Raw genomic sequence first — 20533 nt, forward strand, 5'->3', positions numbered from 1 at the left:
GCCCGCCCGGTGGAGGTCAGGCGGGCGGGGTCTTCCAGAGCCAGACGTCGGCGACGCGTTGCGGGGGGCCGAGAAGGTCGGTCATGACGGTTTTGAGGGCGGGCTGGTAGGTGGGCCAGTGTGCGCCGTGCACGTCGTCGCCGAGTACGACGATGCTGGCGTTCCAGTAGCGCAGGTCCTCGCGCAGGGCGGCCCGGTCGGCGTCGGTGATGGCGGGGGCCTTGCCGGTCTTGGCGACCTGCTCCAGCAGCGTCTGGGTGGGGCGGGGGATCGGGCCGATGCGGCCGGTGCCGTTCGGGCCGCCGGGGCCGAGGAAGAAGCCCGCGGGCAGGCGGAACACGCCCTCGCCCGCGCCGGACGCGTCGGCCAGGGCGGCGGCCTGCCAGCGCTGGCCGTCGGGAAGCAGGTCGTTGGTGATCGGCACGGGGACCACGGTGCCGCCGTCGGCGACGTACTCGCGCCACTGGCCGGAGGTGAAGAAGTCCGGCACGGGGGCGCGCTCGCGGGCCAGTAGCGGCGTGGGCACCAGCGGCAGCAGCGCGACCGTGAGCCCGGCGATCCAGGCCCAGCGCGGGCCGGGCAGGGTGACCCGCATGCTGCCGCCGTCGGTGCGGCTCAGCGCGGTGGCCAGCCACGCCAGGACCAGGCCGAACACGGGCGCGACGATCAGGGCGAGCCGGGACGGCAGCGCGGCGTTGAACACCGGCAGGCCGCCGATCAGCGCCTCGGGCATCGGGATCGCGGTCAGGCGGCCCAGCCAGCGCAGCTCGGGACCGAGCGAGAGCAGGAAGAATACGCCCGCGGTGACGCCGAGGCCGAGCAGGTTGGCCCGGTGCGACCGGTCGGTGCGCCGCCACAGCACCACCAGCCCGATGATCACCAGTAGCAGCAGTGGCAGGCCGAAGAAGGAGTTCTCCTCGGTCGGGTTCGCGGCCAGGTCGGTGTTGAGGCCGACCGCCCCGGCCAGCGAGCGCTCCGGCCAGGCGGCGTACGCGGCGAGGTCCTCGTTGTGCACGTGCGGGTCGAAGCCGGTGCCGTGGTAGCGCTGCGGCCCCGCGAAGTGCAGGTACAGCGGGTACGCCAGCAGCACGCCCGCCACCAGCGCGCCGCTGCCCAGCCCGGCCAGCACCCGGCGCACCAGCGCCTTGACCTCCGAGCGCCGGGACAGCACCCAGACCAGCGTGAACACGCCCAGCGCGAGCGCGGTGAAGAACAGCGCCTCGGCGGCGATGGAGAAGCAGACCGCGATCAGCAGGCCGAGCAGCGCGCCGTCGCGCAGCGGCTTGTCCCGGCGCACCAGCAGCAGGCAGCGCGCGATGATCAGCGGGATCACCCACTGGGCGGTCCAGTTCAGGTGGGCGTTCGCGTGGGAGATCATCGCCGGGGCGAAGCCGCAGAACAGGCCGCCGACGGCCGCGCCGATCCGGTTCGCGCCCAGGTGCCGGGAGAACAGCCAGTACCAGGCGTACGCGGTGCCGGCCAGGTTCAGGGTGAGGATGACCAGGAACGTCATCGCCGGGCCGGCCAGGATCGTCAGCGGGGCGAAGACGAAGGCGTACACCGAGATCGAGGTGTTGACCGCCAGGTTCACCCCGTCCGGCACGTTGAGCAGGTGGGTGAACAGCGGGTCCACGCCGTGGGTGAGCGCGTACGCCCCGTAGGACAGCAGCCACTCGAAGAACGCCTGGTCGCCGGAGTTGACGCCGCTGGCGCGGTGCGCCGGGTCCGACCAGAGCGCGCCGGTGACCCATACCGCCAGAACCAGCGCGGTGGCCGCGACCAGCAGGTCTGCGCGGCGGCGGCGGGTCTTCACGACGGCCTCGGCGGGGACGACGCCGGCCGTCTCCGCGACGTCGGCGGGCGGGCTCAGCGGGCTGGCGGGCGAGGCGATCGACACTCGGCGCAGTTTATCAGCGGGCTGTTTCGCGCCCATGGCCTGCCGGACGGCATCACACCGCGAACGTGACGCAGCGACACGCGCGGGAACACGCGGGGTGATTGACCCGCCTATTGAAAATGACTATCAATAGCAGTTATGAAGATGGCATTCGTCGGCAAGGGCGGCAGCGGTAAGACCACCCTTGCGGCGCTGGTGGCCAGGCATCTCGCGGCGGCGGCGACCCCCGCGGCACTGCTGGCCATCGACGCCGACATCAACCAGCACCTCGCCGCGGCGCTCGGGATCAGCGAGGACGAGGCCGTCCTGCTCCCGTCGCTGGGCGACCACCTAGACAAGATCAAGGAGTACCTGCGGGGCGACAACCCGCGCATCTCCTCGGCCGCGGCGATGGTCAAGACGACCCCGCCGGGGCAGGGCTCGCGGCTGCTGCGGGTCGACGAGAGCAACCCGATCTACGAGGCGCTGGTGCGCCCGGTGGGCGGGGTGCGGCTCGCGGTGACCGGGCCGTTCGCCACCGAGGACCTGGGCGTGGCCTGTTACCACTCCAAGGTCGGTGCGGTCGAGCTGCTGCTCAACCACCTGGTCGACGGGCCGGGCGAGTACGTCGTGGTCGACATGACCGCGGGCGCGGACAGTTTCGCCTCCGGCCTGTTCACCCGGTTCGACGCGACCTTCCTGGTGTGCGAGCCGACCCTGCGCAGCGTGGGGGTGTACCGCCAGTACATCGGCTACGCCCGCGACTTCGGGGTGCGGGTGCACGTGATCGGCAACAAGATCGACGACGAGTCGGACGTGTCGTTCCTGCGTGACCACGTCGGCGACGACCTGCTCACCTGGATCAGCCGGTCGGGCTTCGTCCGGGCCGGCGAGCGCGGCGCGCCCCAGCCGATCAGCGAGCTGGAGGCGGCGAACCGCCAGGCACTGGACAGAATCCGGTCCACTGTGGATGGTGTGGGTAAGGACTGGCCTCGCTACACCGCGCAGGCCGTCGAGTTCCACCTGCGCAACGCGCAGGCATGGGGCAACGCCCGCAGTGGCGAAGACCTCGCCGCCCAGGTCGACCCCGCTTTCGTGCTCGGGCCGCAACGGCTTGAGCTGGCACGACACCACTGACGGCACCCGCCGTCACGACAAGAAGGAGAACACCATGTCCCTGGATGTCCCCGTGGCGCTGCTGGAGCGGGCCGAGGCCGGGCAGGTCGACGACGCCGAGTTCGTCGACTGCGTGCGCCAGTCTCTGCCGTACGCCTGGACCGTGGTCAGCGCCGCGGCCGAGCGCCTGGCCGACGCGCCGGGTTCGGAGTTCGGCGAGCACGGCACCCCGCCGCCGAGCGAGGCCGAGCGCGGCGAGCTGCTGCGCGCCCTGGCCAGTGACGCGATCCGCGGTGGCCTGGAGCGCCACTTCGGTATCAAGCTCGCGTTCCAGAACTGCCACCGCGTCGCCGCGTTCGCCCTGTCGGCCGTCGGCGGCGACACCTACCAGGAGTTCATCTCCCCGGTAGCCCAACTCCGCAACCAGTCGCCGGAACTGCGCGACTGCTGAGTTGAAGAAGGAAGGGCACCTTCTTGACGCTACGCGTTATGGAAGGTGCCCTTCCTGACATTCAACCGCCCGTGAGCAGGGCGGATCAGAGCTGTGGAGGGTCACCGTGGACGTATTTCTCACCAGCGCCTTCGGCCCGGCCGTGGCGGTGGCCCACGCGCGCGAGGCCGAGCGGGCCGGGATGGGCGGGGTGTGGCTCGCCGAGCACCACTTCGTCGCGTACGGGCAGTGCCCGTCGGCGACCGTGCTGGCCGGGCACATCCTGGCCGGGACGCGGCGCATCACCGTCGGCACCGCCGCGGCGGTGCTCGGCTCGCGGCATCCGGTCGCGCTGGGCGAGGAGGCGGCGCTGCTGCACGCCCTGGCCGGGGACCGGTTCCAGCTCGGCGTGGCCCGGGGCGGCCCGTGGCAGGAGATCGAGGTGCTCGGGCGCGGGCTCGACCACTACCGGCGCGGCTTCGCCGAGTCCCTGCGGGTGCTGCTGCGCTGGCTGTCGGGCGTGGCCGAGGTGGGCGCGGACGGCGAGTTCCACCGCTTCGGGCCGCTGGCCGTGGTGCCGAGGCCCGCGACGCCGCTGCGCGTCCGGGTGGCGGTGACCTCCGGCGACACGGCCGAGCTGGCCGGGCGGCTCGGGCTGCCGCTGCTGCTCGGCGTACACACCGACGACACCGAGGCGGCGGCGCTGGTGGACCGGTGGGCCCAGGCCGCGTCCGCGCACGGCCACGATCCGGCGGCGGCGGACCACGCGCGGGTGCGGTTGGCGTACCCCTGCGCCAGCCGGGCCGACGGCGAGCGCGAGCTGCGCGCGAACCTGCCCCGCTGGCTGGCGGGCATCCGCGCCGCGGTCCCGGCGGGCGGCGCGCCGCCGGGCCGCGACCTGGCCGCCCACGTCGAACATCTGCTGCGTATCCAGCCGGTCGGCCCGCCCGGCGAGGTCGCCGCCGCCCTGGCGCACAGTGCCGACACCACGGGGGTACGCCGCCAGCTGTGCATGGTCGAGGCGGCCGGCTCGCCCGAGGCGACCTCGGACCTCATCGCGACGCTGGCCGCGCTGCCGACAGCGTGGCTTCGCGACCACGCTCCGCAGCCTCGGGTGCCTGATCTGGAGTTCGCCGATCGCGGGTGACGGCCGGTCCGCGGGGACGCCATAGCGGGGCGCGGCAATGTGTGTTTCGTGGACATGTCGGGAGGGTTGCGGCGGACCGTAGCGTGCGGCTCCACAGGGGAGTGACACGGATCACTATCGAGGAGCCCGCCATGCCCAGACCCTCCGCCCCGCGGTTGCTCCGCGCGGCGCTCGCCGTCCTGACCGGACTCGCCGCCGTGGCCGTCGCCGCCGCCCCGGCCCAGGCCGCGACGCTGACGCAGGTCAGCTCGTTCGGCAGCAACCCCGGCAACCTGACCATGTACAGCTACCGCCCCGACAACCTGCCCGCCGGACGGCCCGTCGTGGTGCTGCTGCACGGCTGCACCCAGAACGGCACCGGCTACTTCACCAACTCCGGCTGGCGCAAGTACGCCGACCTGTGGGGCTTCAGCCTGATCGTCGCCGAGCAGAAGTCCGGCAACAACGCGCTGAGCTGCTTCAACTGGTACCAGGCCGCTGACATCGCGCGCGGTCAGGGCGAGGCGCTGTCGGTGCGGCAGATGGTCTCCCACGCGGTGGCGAACCTGGGCGCGGACGCGAACCGCGTCTACGTGTCCGGCCTGTCCGCCGGTGGCGCGATGAGCGCGGTGATGCTGGCGACCTACCCGGACGTGTTCAAGGCCGGTTCCGTCGTCGCGGGGCTGCCGTACAACTGCGGCACGCCCTGCCAGTCCGCGGCCCAGAGCAAGACCCCGCAGCAGTGGGGCAACCTGGTCCGCGCCGCCTACAGCGGCTACACCGGACCGTGGCCGAGGGTGGCGATCTGGCAGGGGCAGTCCGACTCGACCGTGGTGCCCGCCAACGGCACCGAGCTGATGACGCAGTGGACCAACGTGCACGGCGTCACGCAGACCCCGACCGGCACCACGAGCCTGCCCGGCAACACCACGCTGGAGACCTACAGCGGCGACCTGGTACGCCTGTACAAGGTCGCGGGGATGGGACACGGCACGCCCGTCGACCCCGGTAGCGGGCTGGACCAGTGCGGCACCGCGACGTCGTACTTCCTCGACACCATCTGCTCGGCGTACCGCGACGCGGTCTACTTCGGCCTCGACAACACCGTGACCACCCCACCCGGCGCGCCGACCGGTCTGGCCGTCACCGGTGTCACCAGCGCCAGCGTCGGCCTGTCCTGGTCGGCGGTCTCCGGCGCGACCGGCTACCACGTGTACCGGGGCGGGGTGAAGGTGACCGCGTCCCCGGTCGGTGACACGTCCTACACCGACAACGGCCTGGCCGCGTCGACGACGTACAGCTACACCGTCCGGGCCGTGAACGCGGCCGGGGAGGGCGCCGCGTCCGGTGCTGTCTCGGCGACCACCTCGGCGACCCCGCCGCCCGGCCCCGCCGCGCCGACCGGGCTGGCGGTCACGTCGGTCACCGACAGCAGCGTGTCCCTGTCCTGGTCGGCGGTCTCCGGCGCGACCGGCTACCACGTGTACCGGGGCGGGGTGAAGGTCACCGGGGCACCGGTGTCCGCGACGTCGTACACCAGCACCGGGCTGGCCGCGTCGACCGGTTACAGCTTCGCGGTCAGCGCGGTGAACGGGTCCGGGGTGGAGGGTGCGCTGTCGGCGGCCGTGCCGGCGACCACGGCGGCGACCGCCGCGTGCTTCACGGCCAGCAACTACGCGCAGGTCGCGGCGGGACGGGCGTACCACTCGCTGGGGTACACGTACGCCAACGGCTCGAACCAGAACATGGGCCTCTACAACACCTTCTACACCCACACCCTGAAGCAGACCGCCCCCAACTACTACGTCCTCGCCGACGGCCAGTGCTGACCCGCTGACCAGCCCCGCCGACGCGGGCACCCCGCCCCGTCCCCGGCCCCGTTTTCCATAGACGCTGGCCTATTACATCGAGTTTTTGCAGATCAAACTCGATGTAATAGGCCAGCGTCGATTTTAAAGGCAGGGCGTCAGGCGGGGATGGGGTCGGTGAGGGCGGCGTGCAGGGCCTGGGTGACGGTGCGGTGGCGGAAGGGGAAGCCGGCCGCGGTCAGGGCCCCGGGCATGCAGCGCAGGCTGCGGTACGCCTCGTTGCCGAACTCGCCGTAGAGGATCTTGAGGGCGGCCTTGGGGATCGGCATCACCGTCGGGCGGTGCAGTTCCGCGCCGAACGCCTTGGTGAACTGGGTGTTGGTGACCGGAGCCGGGCCGACCATGTTGACCGGGCCCTCGACCTGGTCGCTGTCCAGGATGAACTGCGTCGCGGCCAGCCAGTCGAACAGCGAGATCCACGGCACCCACTGCCGCCCGTTGCCGAGCCTGCCGCCGATGCCCATCTTGAACGGGACCAGCTGCGCCTTGAGGAAGCCGCCGTCGCGGTGCAGCGGGTAGCCGGTGCGCAGCAGCGACACCCGTGCCCCGGCCGCCGCGGCGGGCGCGGTCGCCTGCTCCCAGTGCCGGGAGACCCCGGCCAGGAAGTCGTCCCCGGCGGGGGACAGCTCGGTCACCTCGCGGTCGCCGGTGTCGCCGTAGAAGCCCACGCCTGACGCGTTGACCAGCACCGGGACGCGCTGCGCGGCGACCGCGCGGGCCAGCGTCGCGGTCGGCACGACCCGGCTGGACAGGATCAGCGCCTGGTACTCCTCGGTCCAGCGCCGGTCGCTCACACCGACCCCGCACAGGTTCACCACCGCGTCGGTGCCGTCGGGCAGCCGGATCGGTTCGGCGGGGTCCCACTGCCGCTCCGAGGCATCCGCCGCGGGACGGCGTACCAGCTGAACGACCTCGTGACCCGACGAACGCAGGGTCGACACCAGGGGTTGGCCCAGGAAGCCCGAAGCTCCCGCCACCACGATCCGCATACGACAATCATGCCCGATGGCGGCGCACGCCCGGCGTGTCGACACCGCAGGGGTGCTACCTGCGCCGGAACCGCAGGTACGCGGCGAGCACGAGGGCCGACAGTGCCGCCTGCGCGGCCGCCGCCGGACCCGGCCGGATCGCCCCGGTCAGCGCGAGCAGCAGCGGAAGCAGGCCGGGCACGGCCACGTCCAGGCCGGACAGGCTCCAGGTCAGCCAGCCGGTCGGGATCCGGGTGCCCGTCATCGGCATCACCACGGGCGTCGACGCGTGGTCGATGTGACCGCGCCGGGCCATCCGCAGCGCGGCGACGGCGGGCACCGCGGCCGCGGCGGGCCCGAGCCACGCCCAGCCAGTGCCGGGCACCGCCTCGGCCAGCTCCAGCAGGGCCAGCGCGCCGGTGAGCGAGCCTGCGGCCAGCGCGGCGGGCAGCACGAGCCGGGCCGCGTCGGCGGGCAGACCGGCGACGCCGAACAGGCGGCGCAGGGCGGGACTGCCGGTCTCCCGGCGTACGCCGTCAGCACCGGCGCTCGCCGCGACCAGGGCCAGCACGGCCACCGCCGCGGCCCACAGCAGCTGCCGGTCCGGCCACGCCGTCGCCAGCAGGACGGGGACGAGCGTGCTGAGGATCAGGACGGCCAGGCGCGCCGGTCGGCGGCGCAGCCCGCGCCAGTCCAGCCATGCCAGCACCAGCGGGCCGGGCCAGGCGGGCCACGGCCGGGACGGCGGCCGCCGCTCGCGCCAGTACGCGTTCTCGGCCACCCGGGACAGGAACGACGGCTCCAGCGCGACGACCGCGTCACCCGCTGCGCTGAGCCGGGTCGCGGCCTCCAGCACCGGCCCGGCCGGGAACGTCGCCAGGCTCCGTCCCACCAGGACGGCTGTCACCAGCGCGCCGAGCACCCCGGCCCCGGCGACGCCGAGCAGCGCGGACAGCGGCACGGGCGGTAGCGGGCGCACCCGCACACCAGCGGTGACGGCCTCCCCGCCGAGCACGGCGAGCACCGCGGCGCCGCCCGCGACCCGGCGCAGGACGCGCGCCGCCCGCTCCGAGCGCTGTGCCAGCACCGCCAGACCCACCCCGATCAGCGCGTACGAGGCACCGCACGCCACCGTCGCGGTCAGCCGCAGCGCGCCGTGATCCGGCATCCCGAGCAGGGAGAGCGTCACACCGCCGAGCACGCCGCCGACGGCCGACGCCGCCGCCGCCGCGCGCAGTGCCGCCGGGGTGAGCACCGCCCGGCGGCCCAGTGGCGACAGCAGCAGCCAGCGCGCGTCAGCGGGCGTGAGCAGCAGCGGACCGGCCACCACCGCGACCTGGAGCAGCCCGGCCAGGACCGCCGTCACGAGCGTGAGACCGGCCACGACGGTCAGCGGCGGGGCGGGCGGCAGCGGCGCGGACAGCTCGCCGAGCAGCCCCTGGAACGGGCCGAGCAGCAGCGCACCGCCGACGGCGGCACCCGCGACGGGCAGGTAGCGGTCCGACCAGTGCGCGTCGGCCCGGCGGCCGGGGGCGCGGATCGCGGCACGGACGGCGTGGGCCGTGGCGCGATCGGTCATGCGGGCACCGGGCCGGTCCGGGTGAGCCGGCCGTCGCGCATCCACAGGGCGGTCGCGTCCATCGCGGCGACCAGGGCAGCGTCATGGGTGGCCAGCACGACCGTGCCACCGGCGTGGGCGTACGCCCGCAGCATCGCGGCCAGGCGGTCCCGGAACCCGGCGTCGAGCTTCTGCTCGGGCTCGTCGAGCAGGAGCAGGCGGCTGGGCCGGGCCATCGTCGCGGCCAGCGCCAGCCGCTGCCGCTGCCCCGCCGACAGCGCCAGCGGGCTCGCGGCGGCGCGGGCGGTCAGCTCGAAGTCGGCCAGGGCGCGGTCGACGGGCGTGGTGACGCCGTGGGTCAGCGCGACCAGGGCGAGGTGTTCACGCACGGTCAGGCCGGGATACCAGGCCGGCTCCTCGGCCAGCAGGCCGACCTGGCGCCAGAAGGCCGGGTCGCCCGACGGCGGCCCGCCCAGCACCTCGACCTCGCCGGAACCGGGCCGCAGCAGGCCGCTCAGGCAGCGCAGCAGCGTCGACTTGCCGCAGCCGTTGACGCCCTGCACGGCCACGATCTGGCCGGGGTCGGCGGTGAGGTGCACGCGGTCCAGCACGGTGCCGCCACCGAGCTGCACCGACAGGTCACGGGCGACGACGACGGGCATCCCGACACAGTAACGACGCGAGGGGGTGACCGGCTCCCGCCGGTCACCCCCTCGTCTACAGCTTCGGGTCAGAGACCCAGTTCGCCCTCGAACGCGCCCGTCTCCAGGCGCTCCTTGACGGTGCCCAGGAAACGCGCGGCGTCGGAACCGTCGACCAGGCGGTGGTCGTACGACAGGGCCAGGTAGACCATGTGGCGGGGCACGATCAGCTCGCCCAGCGCCGGGTCGTCGACGACGACGGCCCGCTTGACGACCGCGCCGGTGCCGAGGATGGCGACCTGCGGCTGGTTGATGATCGGCGTGTCGAACAGGGCGCCCCGGCTGCCGGTGTTGGTCAGCGTGAAGGTGCCGCCCGACAGCTCGTCCGGCAGGATCTTGTTCGAGCGGGTGCGCTCGGCCACGTCGGCGATCCGGCGGGCCAGGCCCGCCAGGTTCAGGTCACCGGCGCTGCGGATCACCGGGACGATGAGGCCCTTGTCGGTGTCCACGGCCATGCCCAGGTGCTCGGCGTCGTGGTAGGTGACCGTGCCGGCCTCCAGGTCCATCGACGCGTTCACGTTCGGGTGCACCCGCAGCGCCTCGACCGCCGCCAGCGCGAAGAACGGCAGGAAGGACAGCTTCACGCCGTTCTTGGCGAGGAAGTCGGCCTTGGCCTGCTGGCGCAGCTTCGCGATCTTGGTGACGTCGACCTCGACCACGGTGGTGAGCTGCGCCGAGACCTGCAGCGACTCCACCATGCGCTTGGCGATGGTGGTACGCAGCCGGGACAGCTTCTCGGTGCGTCCGCGCAGCGGGCTCGCGGCCTTGGTGGCCGGAGCCGGTGCGGCCGCGGCGGGGGCGGCAGTCGCGGGAGCGGCCGCCGGGGCCTTGGCCTTCTCGGCCGCGTCGAGCACGTCCTGCTTGCGGATGCGGCCGCCGACGCCGGTGCCGGTGACCTTGCCCAGGTCGACGCGGTGCTCGGCGGCGAGCTTGCGCACCAGCGGGGTGACGTAGCCGTCCGCGCCGTTGACCGCCTCAGCGGCCGGAGCCGCGGGAGCGGCCGCCTGCGCCGGAGCGGGTGCAGCCGGTGCCGGAGCCGGAGCGGCGGCGGCCGGAGCGGGAGCCGGTGCGGCCGGAGCCGGTGCGGCGGGCGCGGCCGGAGCCGGAGCAGCGGGCGCGGCCGGAGCAGCGGCGGCCGGGGCGGGAGCCGGTGCGGCCGGGGCGGGAGCAGCCGGAGCCGGTGTGGCGGCTGCCGGAGCGCCGCCTGCCGCGCCGATGAGCGCGAGCTGCGCGCCGACGGCGGCGGTCTCGTCCTCGGGCACGGTGATCTCCAGCAGGGTGCCGGCGACCGGCGACGGGATCTCCGTGTCGACCTTGTCGGTGGAGACCTCCAGCAGCGGCTCGTCGACCTCGATCGCGTCGCCGACCTGCTTGAGCCAGCGGGTGACGGTGCCCTCGGTGACGCTCTCGCCGAGCGCGGGCATCTTCACCGGGGTGGCGTCCCCGGCGGGGGCCGCGGCGGCGGCAGGGGCGGCCTCGGCGGGAGCCGGCGTCGGTGCCGCCTCCTGGGCCGGAGCGGCCGGTGCGGGGGCCTCGGCGGCGGGCGCCTCGGCCGCGGGGGCGGCGGCCGGAGCGGCCGCAGCCGGGCTCTCGCCCTCTCCCGCGATGACGGCGAGCTCCGCGCCAACCTCAGCGGTCTCGTCCTCACCGACGATGATCTTGCTGAGAATGCCGGCTGCCGGCGACGGGATCTCCGTGTCGACCTTGTCGGTGGAGACTTCGAGCAGCGGCTCGTCGACCTCTACCCGGTCGCCCTCCTGCTTGAGCCACCGGGTGACGGTGCCCTCGGTGACACTCTCGCCGAGCCGCGGCATGGTTACCGATACCGGCATTGCTTCAGACTCCTCAGTTAAGTGCAGATCCGCAGTGATAAAAGGACGAGGTGAGCTTATTCGCTCAGTTGTGCGCGTGCAGCGGCTTGCCCGCCAGCGCCAGGTGCGCCTCGCCGAGCGCCTCGTTCTGCGTCGGGTGCGCGTGGATGAGCGCCGCGACCTCGGCCGGGAACGCCTCCCAGTTCACGATCAGGGATGCCTCGCCGACCTGCTCGCCGATCCGGGCGCCGATCATGTGGATGCCCACGACCGGGCCGTCCTTCTGGCGGACCAGCTTCACGAAGCCCTGGGTGCCCAGGATCTTGCTCTTGCCGTTGCCGCCGAGGTTGTAGTTGTACGTCTCGACGGCGTCCGCGCCGAACTTCTCCTTGGCCTGGGCCTCGGTGATGCCGACCGACGCGATCTCGGGATCGGTGTAGGTGACGCGCGGGATGCCGGATTCGACGATCGGGGCCGGGTTCTGCCCGGCGATCGTCTCCGCGACGAAGATGCCCTGCGCGAAGCCGCGGTGCGCCAGCTGCAGGCCGGGCACGATGTCACCGACGGCGTACACGTTGGGCAGGTTGGTGCGCAGGCGCTCGTCGGTGATCACGAAGCCGCGCTCCATGGTCACGCCCTGCGCCTCGAAGCCGCAGTTCGCGGTGGCCGGGCCGCGGCCCACGGCGACCAGCAGCAGCTCGGCCTCCAGGGTCTCGCCACCGGCGATGGTGACCTTGACGCCGGTCTCGGTCTTCTCGACCTTCTCGAACGGCTTGCCGACCTTGAAGCCGATGCCGCGCTTGCGGAAGGTGCGCTCCAGCTGCTTGGAGATGTCCGGGTCCTCGGCCGCGACCAGGCGCGGCAGGGCCTCGACGATGGTCACGTCGGCGCCCAGCGACTTCCACGCGCTGGCGAACTCGACGCCGATCACGCCGCCGCCCAGCACGATCGCGGACGCGGGCACGCGGTCCAGGGTCAGCGCGTGCTCGCTGGCGATGACCCGCTCGCCGTCCAGCTCCAGGCCGGGCACGCTCTTCGAGTACGACCCGGTGGCCAGCACGATGTTGCGGCCGGTGACCCGCTGCCCGTTCACCTCGACGGCGTTCGGGGCGACCAGCGCGCCCTTGCCCTCGATGTAGGTGATCTTGGCAGCCTTGACCAGACCCTGCAGGCCCTTGTACAGACCGGCGACCACGCCGTCCTTGTACGAGTTCACGCCCGCCATGTCGATCTGGATCAGCTCGGCCTTGATGCCGATGTGCGCCGCCTCGCGGGTCTGGTCGGCGACCTCGCCGGCGTGCAGCAGCGCCTTGGTGGGAATGCAGCCCCGGTGCAGACAGGTGCCGCCCAGCTTGTCCTTCTCGATCAGCGCAACGGACAGACCCAGCTGCGCCGCACGCAGCGCGGTGGCATAACCACCGCTGCCGCCGCCGAGGATGACTACGTCAAAGGTCTCGCTCACGATCGCTCCAAGGTCGCGTCATTGCCACTTCGCGTCACGGTGAGCCGGCGTGTGCTCAGCCCACACTCGGCCATCTTGTCACTGCCGGGGGTGAGTCGCGCACCGAGGTGCGCAAGGACACGTCTGGCTACTGTTGCCAGTACCATGCGCACCGGAGTGCCACACCTTCAACAAAGGAGCAGGCGTGGGTTGGTTCCGCCGCCGGGGCGGGTCCCCGGCCGACCGTCCGGCCGACCCGGCCGCCGTGACGCACCTGGAGCAGTTCGCGCAGTCCCGCCGGGGTGTCGAGGCGTTCATCGAGCCCCGCACCACGGTGACCGGGACCACCGTCATCCTGATCGCCCACGACGGTGAGTGGACCCGCCGCCGCATGCCCAACCCCCAGGCGGTACGCCAGTTCGCCCAGCGCCTGTCCATGCCCGTCTACGACGTCCAGCTCGTCGGCTACCCCCAGCGCATGCGCGACTTCAACGCCCGCCAGAAACTCCGCCCGGCGGAGTGACCGGCACCCGCTGAAACGCGAAGATCGCTGTCTCGGGTCAGAACCCGCGGTTGAAGCACAGGTTCTGACCCGAAACAGCGATCTCCAAAGGCGGTCAGCCGTTCGCCGCGATGCCCTGTCGGCGGCTCGGCGGCCGCTCCGCTTCGCTTCTCAGCCGTTCGCCGCGATGCCCTGTCGGCAGCTCGGCGGCCGCTCCGCTTCGCTTCTCAGCCGTTCGCCGCGATGTCGTCGACCAGGGCGAGGAGGGTGCGGACGGGGACGCCGGTGCCGCCCTTGCTCCAGTGGCCGGTGGCCTCGCCGGAGTGGAACGACGGGCCCGCGATGTCGATGTGGGCCCACTCGACGCCCTCGGTGACGAACTCGCGCAGGAACACGCCGCCCTGCAGCATGTGACCGGCGCGCTCCATACCCGCGCTGACCTGCAGGATGTCGGCGACGTCCGACTCCATCGACTTGCGGATCTCGTCGGGCAGCGGCATCGGCCAGGTCGGCTCGCCGACCAGGTCGCCGGCGGCCTTGGTGCGCTGGGCCAGCTTCTCCGAGCCCATCACCCCGGCGACCCGCTTGCCGAGCGCGATGACCTGGCCGCCGGTCAGCGTCGAGGTCTCGATCAGGTAGTCGGGCTGCGACTCGCAGGCCAGCGCGATCGCGTCGGCCAGGACCATGCGGCCCTCGGCGTCGGTGTTGAGCACCTCGACCTTCTTGCCGCTGCGCATGGTGATCACGTCACCGGGCCGGTACGCCTCACCCGACAGCATGTTCTCCGCGATCGGGATGTACGCGGTCACAGCCACGGCGGGCTTGAGCTCGGCGATCGCGGCCATGGTGCTGGCCACGGCGGCCGCACCGGCCATGTCGGACTTCATCTCCCACATGCCCTGCGCGGGCTTGATGGACACGCCGCCGGTGTCGAACGTGATGCCCTTGCCGATCAGCGCGACCTTGGTGGTCGACTCGGCGGGCGTGTACGTGATCTTCACCAGGCGCGGCTTGGCGGCCGAACCCATGCCGACGGCGAGGATGCCGCCGAAGCCGCCCTCGATCAGCGCCTTCTCGTCGAACACCTCGACGTCCAGACCGGCCTTGCCGGCCAGCGCGGCGATCTCGTCGGCGAAGTTCGGCGGGCGCAGCAGGTTGGCCGGGGCGTTGACCCAGTCGCGGGTGCGGGCGACCGCGGCGGTCACCACGGCGGCACGCGTGATCTCCGCGTTGGCCGAGCCCTCCTTCGCGTCGGGCACCAGCACCGACACGGCGGTGACCGGGTCCTTGCGGGTGGCGGCGGGCTTGGCCTTGTAGCCGGTGAACCGGTACGCGCCCAGCGCCGCGCCCTCCGCGACCGCGCGCAGGGTCAGCGCGCCGCTGTCGTCGGCGTCGTCGGACAGGGGCAGCGCCAGCACGACCTTCTTCGCCCCGGCCAGGGCGCGGACGGCGGCGGCGGTGGCGCGGCGCAGCGTGTCGGGGGCGGGGGCCGGGCCGGTGGGCTCGGCGCCCAGGCCGACGGCGACCAGGACGGGCGCGGTGATGGTGCCGAGCGTGGCGAGCTTGGTGACCTCGCCCGCACCGCCGGTGGCCCCGAGCAGGGCCAGGGTGGCGGTCAGCTTGCCGTCGAACGCGGCGGCGATGCTCTCGGCCCCGGACGCCAGCAGCAGCTCCCCGGCCGCGCCCTCGGCGCCTTCCTGACTGTGTACGCCGATGACCACGGCGTCCACGGTGAGGTCGGCGGGGTCGGTGTCGGCGAGGCTCAGCGTGGGCAGAGCCGTGGTGGGCGTGGTCACAAAGTACTCCTGGTGGACGTGGGTTGCTGCGCCGATGCTAACGAACCGCAAACGCCAGGGTAAGTTGCGCTCATGACCGACGTGGGTTCAAAAGACTCAGCCGACCTGCTCACATCGCCTCTGCACGACCGTCACGTGGCGCTGGGAGCGAAGTTCGCCGCCTTCGGCGGCTGGGACATGCCGCTGGAGTACGCCGGTGGCGGGGTGCTCAAGGAGCACGCCGCGGTCCGCGAGGGCGTGGGCGTCTTCGACGTCAGCCATCTGGGCAAGGCACGGATCACGGGGCCGGGCGCGGCGGACTTCGTCAACGCCTGCCTGACCAACGACCTGGGCCGCATCAAGCCTGGTAAAGCGCAGTACACGCTGTGCTGCGACGACGCGACCGGCGGCGTGGTCGACGACATCATCGCCTACCTCTACGGCGACGACCACGTCTTCCTGATCCCGAACGCGGCCAACACCACCGAGGTCGTGCGCAGGCTGTCCGCCGCCGCGCCCGCCGAGCTGACCGTCACCAACGAGCACGCGGACTTCGCGGTGCTGGCGGTGCAGGGTCCGCGCTCGGCGGAGCTGCTGGCCGAGCTGGGCCTGCCCACCGAGCACGAGTACATGAGCTTCGCCACAGCGGACCTGAACGGCGTCACGCTGACCGTGTGCCGCACCGGTTACACCGGCGAGCACGGCTACGAACTGGTCGTCCCGTCGGCCGACGCGACGGCGGTCTGGGACGCGCTGTTCGGCGCGAGCGTGCCCGCCCGCGCCTGCGGCCTGGCCTCGCGCGACACGCTGCGCACCGAGATGGGCTACCCGCTGCACGGGCAGGACCTGTCGATGGACATCACCCCGGTGCAGGCCCGCTCGGGCTGGGCCGTGGGCTGGAACAAGCCCGCGTTCTGGGGCCGCGACGTGCTGACCGCGGAGAAGGCGGCGGGCGCGCGGCGCACGCTGTGGGGCCTGGTCGCCACCGACCGGGGCATCCCGCGCGCGCACATGAGCGTGCTGTCCGGCGACCGGACCGTCGGTGAGATCACCAGCGGCACGTTCTCGCCGACCCGCAAGATCGGCATCGCGCTGGCGCTGCTCGACACCGCCGCGGGGCTGGCCGAGGGCGACACCGTCGAGGTCGACGTACGCGGCCGCCGCAGCGCGATGACGGTGACGAAGCCGCCGTTCGTGCAGCCGTCCGTCAGGTGACCCCTCCGCGGCGACGCCCCCGGGCTCGCCGCGGCCGGTGCCGGGGGTGTTCCGGCGACGGCCCCAGGTCCCGCCGGTGGCCTAGGGTGGTCGCCATGGCGGTTGCGTACGAGCAGGTGAGGGACTGGGTGCTCGCGTTGCCCGGGTGCGCTGAGGTGATGGTCGAGGAGTGGGGGCACCCGACCCTGCGGGTGGGGGACAAGATGTTCGCCTCCGGTATGCCGGGCGGCGAGACGATGTCGGTCAAGGCATCCAAGGAGGAGCAGGCTGCACTGCTCGCCGCCGCGCCGGAGGTGTACTCGGCGGCCGCCTACGTCGGGCGGTTCGGCTGGGTGCGCGTCGAGCTGTCCCGGGTGGACCCGGCCGAGCTGCGGGAACTGGTCGTCGAGGCCTGGCGGCGCACCGCGCCGAAGAAGCTGGTCAAGCAGTACGACACGCAGGCGTAGCCGCCGCAGCCCCGGCGAGGGAGCAGGCGTCGCCGGGCGAACGCGTCACCGGGCTGCGGCGGCCGCGCCCTCGGGCGCTGAGAGCAGCGTGGACAGTGCGGTCATGTCGGCGCGGGCGGGCTCCAGCGCGGCGACGGCCGCGAGCAGCGCCGGATCGGCCCGGCAGGCCTGCCGGGCTGTGGCCGAGTGCTGCATGAGCGTGGTGGCGCAGCGCATCCACGACTGCCAGCCGAACCAGCTCTCCGCGAGCCGCACCGCGTGGTCGGGCGCGATGGCCGCGTCGAGGCGGTCCAGGACGGCGTCGAACTCCGCAGGGCCCGGCTCGGGGACGGCTTCGCCGGGGAACTCGCGCGTCCACACCGCGGTGAACTCCACGGCCAGGCCCGCGACCTCGGTGAGCCGGGCGCGCAGCACCGGGATCAGTGGCTCCGGCAGCGCGCCCAGCTCGATCAGCGCGCCGCAGAGCAGCGCGAACTCCCCGCCGAAGCCCGGTCCGAGCTCGCCGAGCAGTTCGGCGCAGGCGGCCAGGGCGGTGGTGAGTTCGTCCGCCGAGGCCGTCTGGGCGGCCTCCCACAGCTGCGCCGTCGCCGACTCGAACGCCTCGATGTCGCGCTCGCGCCGGGCGCGCACCAGCGCGTCGCAGGCGCGGGCGAGCGGAGTCGCGGATTCGAAGATCATTCGCGAATGCTAGCGGGCCGCGCGTCAGAAGAGAATCAGTCCGATGGCGATCAGGGTGGTCGCCGTTTCGGACAGGAAACCGAGCACGTCGCCGGTGACGCCGCCGAACCGGCGTACCAGATGGACGCGCAGGCCGACCACGACGAGCAGTGCGCCGAGCACGGCGGCCGGGCCCTGCCAGGGGCGGCCTGGCACGGCCGGCACGGCCAGCGCCGCGACCAGTGCCAGGGCGACGGTGTACGCGACCGGGTGCACCGTACCCGCGACCAGGGCTCCCATCCCGCCTGGCCGCGCCGCGGGCACACCCCGGCGGCACGCCTCGGTGATCGCCAGCCGTCCACCCGCGACGGTGGCGGCCACCCCGGCCAGCAGCGCGGGCAGCGGCCGCGCCGACAGCTGCGCCAGGGCACCGATCTGCGACAGCAGCACCAGGATCAGGGCGACCACGCCGAACGGCCCGACCTCCGGCGACTTCATGATCTCCAGGGCGCGCTCGCGGGAACGGTACGACCCCAGCGCGTCCACCGTGTCCGCCAGCCCGTCCAGGTGCAGCCCGCGACTGAGCAGCGCGGCCAGGCCCACCGTCAGCGTCGCGGCGACCAGCGCGGGCAGGCCTGCCGCGAGCCCGGCCAGCACCCCGCCGAGCAGCGACCCGAGCAGCGCCCCGATCGCCGGGGCGAGCGTCATGGCCCGCCCGGCGACGGCACGGTCGAGGTGGCGCGGCCCGGCGACCGGCGCGACCGTGAACGTGGTCAGCGCCAGCCGCAGGCCGTCGAGCGATCCGCCGCGCGGACGGTCAGTCCACGACGGAGGCGTCATCGGTGCGGGACACGGGCTCGTCGGTGGCGTCGTCCGGCTCGTCCTCGGGCTGCTGCAGGTGCGCGGGCGGCTCGTCGAGCAGGGGCGGCAGCGCGGGCAGCGCCGACGCCAGGGTCAGCGCCGAGCGCAGCAGCGGCAGCGCCAGCAGTGCGCCCGCGCCCTCGCCGAGCCCGGCGTTCAGGTCGGTCAGCGCGGTCAGGCCGAGCACGTCGGCTGCCAGCACCGTGGTCGGGTGGCGGCCGGTGTCGGCCAGCGCGCACCACAGCCGGGACTGGCTGCCCAGGTCCCGCGCGATCAGCCCGGCGGCGACGCCGACCGGCCCGTCGAGCAGCACCGGCGTACGCCGTGCCGTGGCCCCCAGGATCACGCCCGCCGCCACCGCCAGGTCCGGCCCGCCCAGCTCGGTGAGCAGCTCCTTGGCGGGCATCACCCGTCCCCGGACCCGGTGCAGCGCGTCGCGTACGGCGGCGCACCGCAGCATCCACGCCGCGTCGTCGACGGTGCCGTCGGCGCTGACCACCCGGTTCAGCAGGCCGGGCACCTCCGCGCCGGTCACCGCGGAGACCACCGCGGCCGCGGCCGCCTCCGCCCCGGCCCCGCACGAGCCCAGCATCAGCAGGTCGACCCCGCTGTCGACGGCCTCGTCGGCGAGCTGCCAGCCATACCGCAGCAGGCCGTCGACGGTGTCCAGGTCGGCCGCCGGGGCGTGCTCGATCGCCTCGGCGGCGGCGGTGTCGACGATCTGCAGGCTGACCCCGTGCTCGGCGGCCAGCAGCCCGACCGGGCCCTCGCCACGGCGGGCCTGTGCCGCCAGCAGCGCCGCCCCGTGCGGGGTCTGCCCGGCGGCGACGTCGCCCTCGTGGTTGCCGTGCAGCAGCAGCATCCGGGGCCGCTGCCAGGGCAGCGGCACGGTACGGCCCTGCGCGCCAGCGGCGAACAGCACGATCTCGGCGAGCCGGCCGAGCCCGGAGCCGGGGATGTCGAGCAGGTTCAGGTGGTCGCGGGCGGCGTCACGGGCGTCGCCGTCCGGGATGGGCAGGTCCATGTTCTGCTGGATGACCAGGCCGGTCGACACGATCGGCAGCGCCTGGGTGCTCTCGGTCAGCGCGGCCGTGAGCTTCGGCGCGGCGGCGGCCGGGGTGAGCACCTCGGGGCTGGGGATGGCCGAGACGGCGGGCAGCGTCAACCCGGCCGCCGCACCAACGGGCGTGGCGCTCGCTGCCGCTGCGGCGGTGGCCGGTGCGACCGCGGCCTCCGTGGCGACACCGGTTCCGGGTCCGGCCGCTCCGGCGGGACCCGAGGCCGGGTCGTCGGCCGCGTCAGTGCCGCTCAGCCAGATCGGGCGCCCGGCGACGACCAGGGCGACCGCGTCGCAGGCCGCGGCGACGGCCTGGTTGGTCAGTCCCATCAGGTCGGCGAAGCGCACACCCGCCTCGGTCGGCGGCACCACGGACAGGCCGACCTCGGGGCTGACCAGCACCACCCGCGCCGCGCAGCCGGCGACCGCGGCGGCCAGCCGGCTGACGTGCACCTGCGCGTCCGCGCGGTCGAGCAGGTTCACCACCCAGCCGCCCAGGTCGTCGACGATCAGCACGTCCTCGGCGGCGGCCTGGCCGAGCGCGGTGACCAGCGCAGCCGGGTCGCCGTACGTGTCGACGGTGATCCAGGACTGCGGCCTGCGCTCGCGGTGCGCGGCCACCCGCTCGGCGAACGCCGGGTCACCGCCGTCCGCCAGAGCGGTGGCGAGGTAGCGCACCGAACGTGCGCCTGTCAGCAGGGATTCGGCGTACTCGCTCTTGCCTGAGCGAATGCCACCGAGCACCAGCACCCGTGCCCCGAAGTGTGAGGGCCAACCGTCATGCGACATGCCCGTACCTTATGACCTTCGGCCCGGGAGCGGGTCAGCGGATGCGCCGCCTGCGCGGCCGGAGCGCGGCTGCCGGATAAGCTGATCGCCATGACGTGGAGCTGGCGGTACGAGGATGCGGCGGGCAAGCCCGTCGAAGGCCCGAACGAAACGTTCAGCAACCAGGCCGACGCCGAGTCGTGGCTCGGCCAGACCTGGCGTGACCTGGTCGCCGCCGGTGCGGTAGAGGTGATCCTCGTCGAGGGCGACCGCGACGAGTACCGGATGAGCCTGCAGGGGGCCTGAGCCCCCGGCCGTCAGGGGGCCGCCCGTGCGGGCCGCCCCCTGACGTCGTGA

At 73.5% G+C, this 20533-nt stretch carries 18 protein-coding genes; 8 read left to right on the forward strand and 10 right to left on the reverse strand.

What is annotated here, in order from left to right; translation table 11 throughout:
* Positions 1-16: 16 nt before the first annotated feature.
* On the reverse strand, positions 17-1897 hold the full coding sequence (locus HAV40_RS16660) for a DUF6541 family protein (RefSeq protein WP_409364928.1): 1881 nt from the start codon (positions 1895-1897) through the stop codon (positions 17-19).
* 138 nt (positions 1898-2035) lie between these two features.
* Between HAV40_RS16660 and HAV40_RS16665 the strand changes: the two genes are divergently transcribed.
* From HAV40_RS16665 to HAV40_RS38465, 4 genes are all read left to right on the forward strand, one after another.
* The gene (locus HAV40_RS16665; RefSeq protein ID WP_166382202.1) at positions 2036-3013 is read left to right on the forward strand and encodes an ATP-binding protein; all 978 of its coding nucleotides are present in this window, start codon (positions 2036-2038) and stop codon (positions 3011-3013) included.
* 34 nt (positions 3014-3047) lie between these two features.
* Positions 3048-3443 (forward strand): SCO5389 family protein, encoded by a 396-nt coding sequence (locus HAV40_RS16670; protein ID WP_166382203.1) that lies wholly within the window; start codon positions 3048-3050, stop codon positions 3441-3443.
* Between the two features lie 106 nt (positions 3444-3549).
* Positions 3550-4569: an LLM class flavin-dependent oxidoreductase gene (locus HAV40_RS16675; RefSeq protein ID WP_166382205.1), complete on the forward strand. Its 1020-nt coding sequence runs from the start codon at positions 3550-3552 to the stop codon at positions 4567-4569.
* A gap of 131 nt (positions 4570-4700) precedes the next feature.
* A complete protein-coding gene (locus tag HAV40_RS38465; protein ID WP_166382207.1) occupies positions 4701-6377 on the forward strand; it encodes an extracellular catalytic domain type 1 short-chain-length polyhydroxyalkanoate depolymerase in 1677 nt (558 codons plus the stop codon).
* A 137-nt stretch (positions 6378-6514) separates the two neighbouring features.
* Here HAV40_RS38465 and HAV40_RS16685 read toward each other — a convergent pair whose 3' ends face one another.
* The 5 genes from HAV40_RS16685 to lpdA form a co-directional block, all read right to left on the reverse strand.
* Positions 6515-7405, reverse strand: a complete 891-nt coding sequence (locus tag HAV40_RS16685) for a TIGR01777 family oxidoreductase (RefSeq protein ID WP_166382209.1) — start codon at positions 7403-7405, stop codon at positions 6515-6517.
* A 55-nt stretch (positions 7406-7460) separates the two neighbouring features.
* Positions 7461-8963 carry a DUF6297 family protein gene (locus HAV40_RS16690; RefSeq protein ID WP_166382211.1) on the reverse strand — a complete coding sequence of 501 codons (1503 nt, stop codon included), beginning with the start codon at positions 8961-8963 and terminating at the stop codon, positions 7461-7463.
* Positions 8960-9604: an ABC transporter ATP-binding protein gene (locus HAV40_RS16695; RefSeq protein ID WP_166382213.1), complete on the reverse strand. Its 645-nt coding sequence runs from the start codon at positions 9602-9604 to the stop codon at positions 8960-8962. Before HAV40_RS16695 ends, HAV40_RS16690 begins: the two co-directional genes overlap by 4 nt.
* Before the next feature lie 68 nt (positions 9605-9672).
* Positions 9673-11475, reverse strand: a complete 1803-nt coding sequence (gene sucB, locus HAV40_RS16700) for a 2-oxoglutarate dehydrogenase, E2 component, dihydrolipoamide succinyltransferase (RefSeq protein WP_166382215.1) — start codon at positions 11473-11475, stop codon at positions 9673-9675.
* Positions 11476-11539: 64 nt separating this feature from the next.
* Positions 11540-12916, reverse strand: a complete 1377-nt coding sequence (lpdA, locus tag HAV40_RS16705; RefSeq protein ID WP_166382217.1) for a dihydrolipoyl dehydrogenase — start codon at positions 12914-12916, stop codon at positions 11540-11542.
* A 184-nt stretch (positions 12917-13100) separates the two neighbouring features.
* Here lpdA and HAV40_RS16710 point away from each other — a divergent pair, with 184 nt between their 5' ends.
* A complete protein-coding gene (locus HAV40_RS16710; RefSeq protein ID WP_166382246.1) occupies positions 13101-13418 on the forward strand; it encodes a hypothetical protein in 318 nt (105 codons plus the stop codon).
* A 206-nt stretch (positions 13419-13624) separates the two neighbouring features.
* Here the strand turns inward: HAV40_RS16710 and HAV40_RS16715 are convergent, their stop codons facing one another.
* Positions 13625-15193, reverse strand: coding sequence for a leucyl aminopeptidase (locus HAV40_RS16715; protein WP_166382248.1), 1569 nt, complete (start codon positions 15191-15193; stop codon positions 13625-13627).
* A gap of 72 nt (positions 15194-15265) precedes the next feature.
* Between HAV40_RS16715 and gcvT the strand changes: the two genes are divergently transcribed.
* Positions 15266-16387, forward strand: a complete 1122-nt coding sequence (gene gcvT / locus HAV40_RS16720; protein WP_166382250.1) for a glycine cleavage system aminomethyltransferase GcvT — start codon at positions 15266-15268, stop codon at positions 16385-16387.
* A 95-nt stretch (positions 16388-16482) separates the two neighbouring features.
* A complete protein-coding gene (locus tag HAV40_RS16725) occupies positions 16483-16833 on the forward strand; it encodes an MmcQ/YjbR family DNA-binding protein (RefSeq protein ID WP_166382252.1) in 351 nt (116 codons plus the stop codon).
* Positions 16834-16878: 45 nt separating this feature from the next.
* Here the strand turns inward: HAV40_RS16725 and HAV40_RS16730 are convergent, their stop codons facing one another.
* The 3 genes from HAV40_RS16730 to HAV40_RS16740 are packed head-to-tail and all read right to left on the reverse strand — an operon-like array spanning position 16879 to position 20197.
* Positions 16879-17511, reverse strand: coding sequence for a hypothetical protein (locus HAV40_RS16730; protein ID WP_166382254.1), 633 nt, complete (start codon positions 17509-17511; stop codon positions 16879-16881).
* Positions 17512-17535: 24 nt separating this feature from the next.
* A complete protein-coding gene (locus tag HAV40_RS16735; protein ID WP_166382256.1) occupies positions 17536-18330 on the reverse strand; it encodes an adenosylcobinamide-GDP ribazoletransferase in 795 nt (264 codons plus the stop codon).
* Positions 18308-20197, reverse strand: a complete 1890-nt coding sequence (locus HAV40_RS16740; protein ID WP_166382258.1) for a bifunctional adenosylcobinamide kinase/adenosylcobinamide-phosphate guanylyltransferase — start codon at positions 20195-20197, stop codon at positions 18308-18310. Before HAV40_RS16740 ends, HAV40_RS16735 begins: the two co-directional genes overlap by 23 nt.
* A gap of 90 nt (positions 20198-20287) precedes the next feature.
* On the opposite strand from HAV40_RS16740, the gene HAV40_RS16745 reads away from it, so the two are divergent.
* Positions 20288-20482, forward strand: coding sequence for a hypothetical protein (locus tag HAV40_RS16745; protein WP_120316212.1), 195 nt, complete (start codon positions 20288-20290; stop codon positions 20480-20482).
* Positions 20483-20533: the final 51 nt, after the last annotated feature.

Source organism: Catellatospora methionotrophica (genome assembly GCF_011297335.1).
GTDB lineage: Bacteria > Actinomycetota > Actinomycetes > Mycobacteriales > Micromonosporaceae > Catellatospora > Catellatospora methionotrophica.

Bases quoted from the DNA above. Each gene is read 5' to 3' on its own strand.
- HAV40_RS16690 (WP_166382211.1), bottom strand. From the start codon at position 8,963: ATGACCGATCGCGCCACGGCCCACGCCGTCCGTGCCGCGATCCGCGCC.
- HAV40_RS16735 (WP_166382256.1), bottom strand. From the start codon at position 18,330: ATGACGCCTCCGTCGTGGACTGACCGTCCGCGCGGCGGATCGCTCGAC.
- HAV40_RS38465 (WP_166382207.1), top strand. From the start codon at position 4,701: ATGCCCAGACCCTCCGCCCCGCGGTTGCTCCGCGCGGCGCTCGCCGTC.
- HAV40_RS16665 (WP_166382202.1), top strand. From the start codon at position 2,036: ATGAAGATGGCATTCGTCGGCAAGGGCGGCAGCGGTAAGACCACCCTT.
- HAV40_RS16730 (WP_166382254.1), bottom strand. From the start codon at position 17,511: ATGATCTTCGAATCCGCGACTCCGCTCGCCCGCGCCTGCGACGCGCTG.
- gcvT (WP_166382250.1), top strand. From the start codon at position 15,266: ATGACCGACGTGGGTTCAAAAGACTCAGCCGACCTGCTCACATCGCCT.
- HAV40_RS16685 (WP_166382209.1), bottom strand. From the start codon at position 7,405: ATGCGGATCGTGGTGGCGGGAGCTTCGGGCTTCCTGGGCCAACCCCTG.
- HAV40_RS16740 (WP_166382258.1), bottom strand. From the start codon at position 20,197: ATGTCGCATGACGGTTGGCCCTCACACTTCGGGGCACGGGTGCTGGTG.
- HAV40_RS16695 (WP_166382213.1), bottom strand. From the start codon at position 9,604: ATGCCCGTCGTCGTCGCCCGTGACCTGTCGGTGCAGCTCGGTGGCGGC.
- HAV40_RS16670 (WP_166382203.1), top strand. From the start codon at position 3,048: ATGTCCCTGGATGTCCCCGTGGCGCTGCTGGAGCGGGCCGAGGCCGGG.
- HAV40_RS16725 (WP_166382252.1), top strand. From the start codon at position 16,483: ATGGCGGTTGCGTACGAGCAGGTGAGGGACTGGGTGCTCGCGTTGCCC.
- sucB (WP_166382215.1), bottom strand. From the start codon at position 11,475: ATGCCGGTATCGGTAACCATGCCGCGGCTCGGCGAGAGTGTCACCGAG.
- HAV40_RS16745 (WP_120316212.1), top strand. From the start codon at position 20,288: ATGACGTGGAGCTGGCGGTACGAGGATGCGGCGGGCAAGCCCGTCGAA.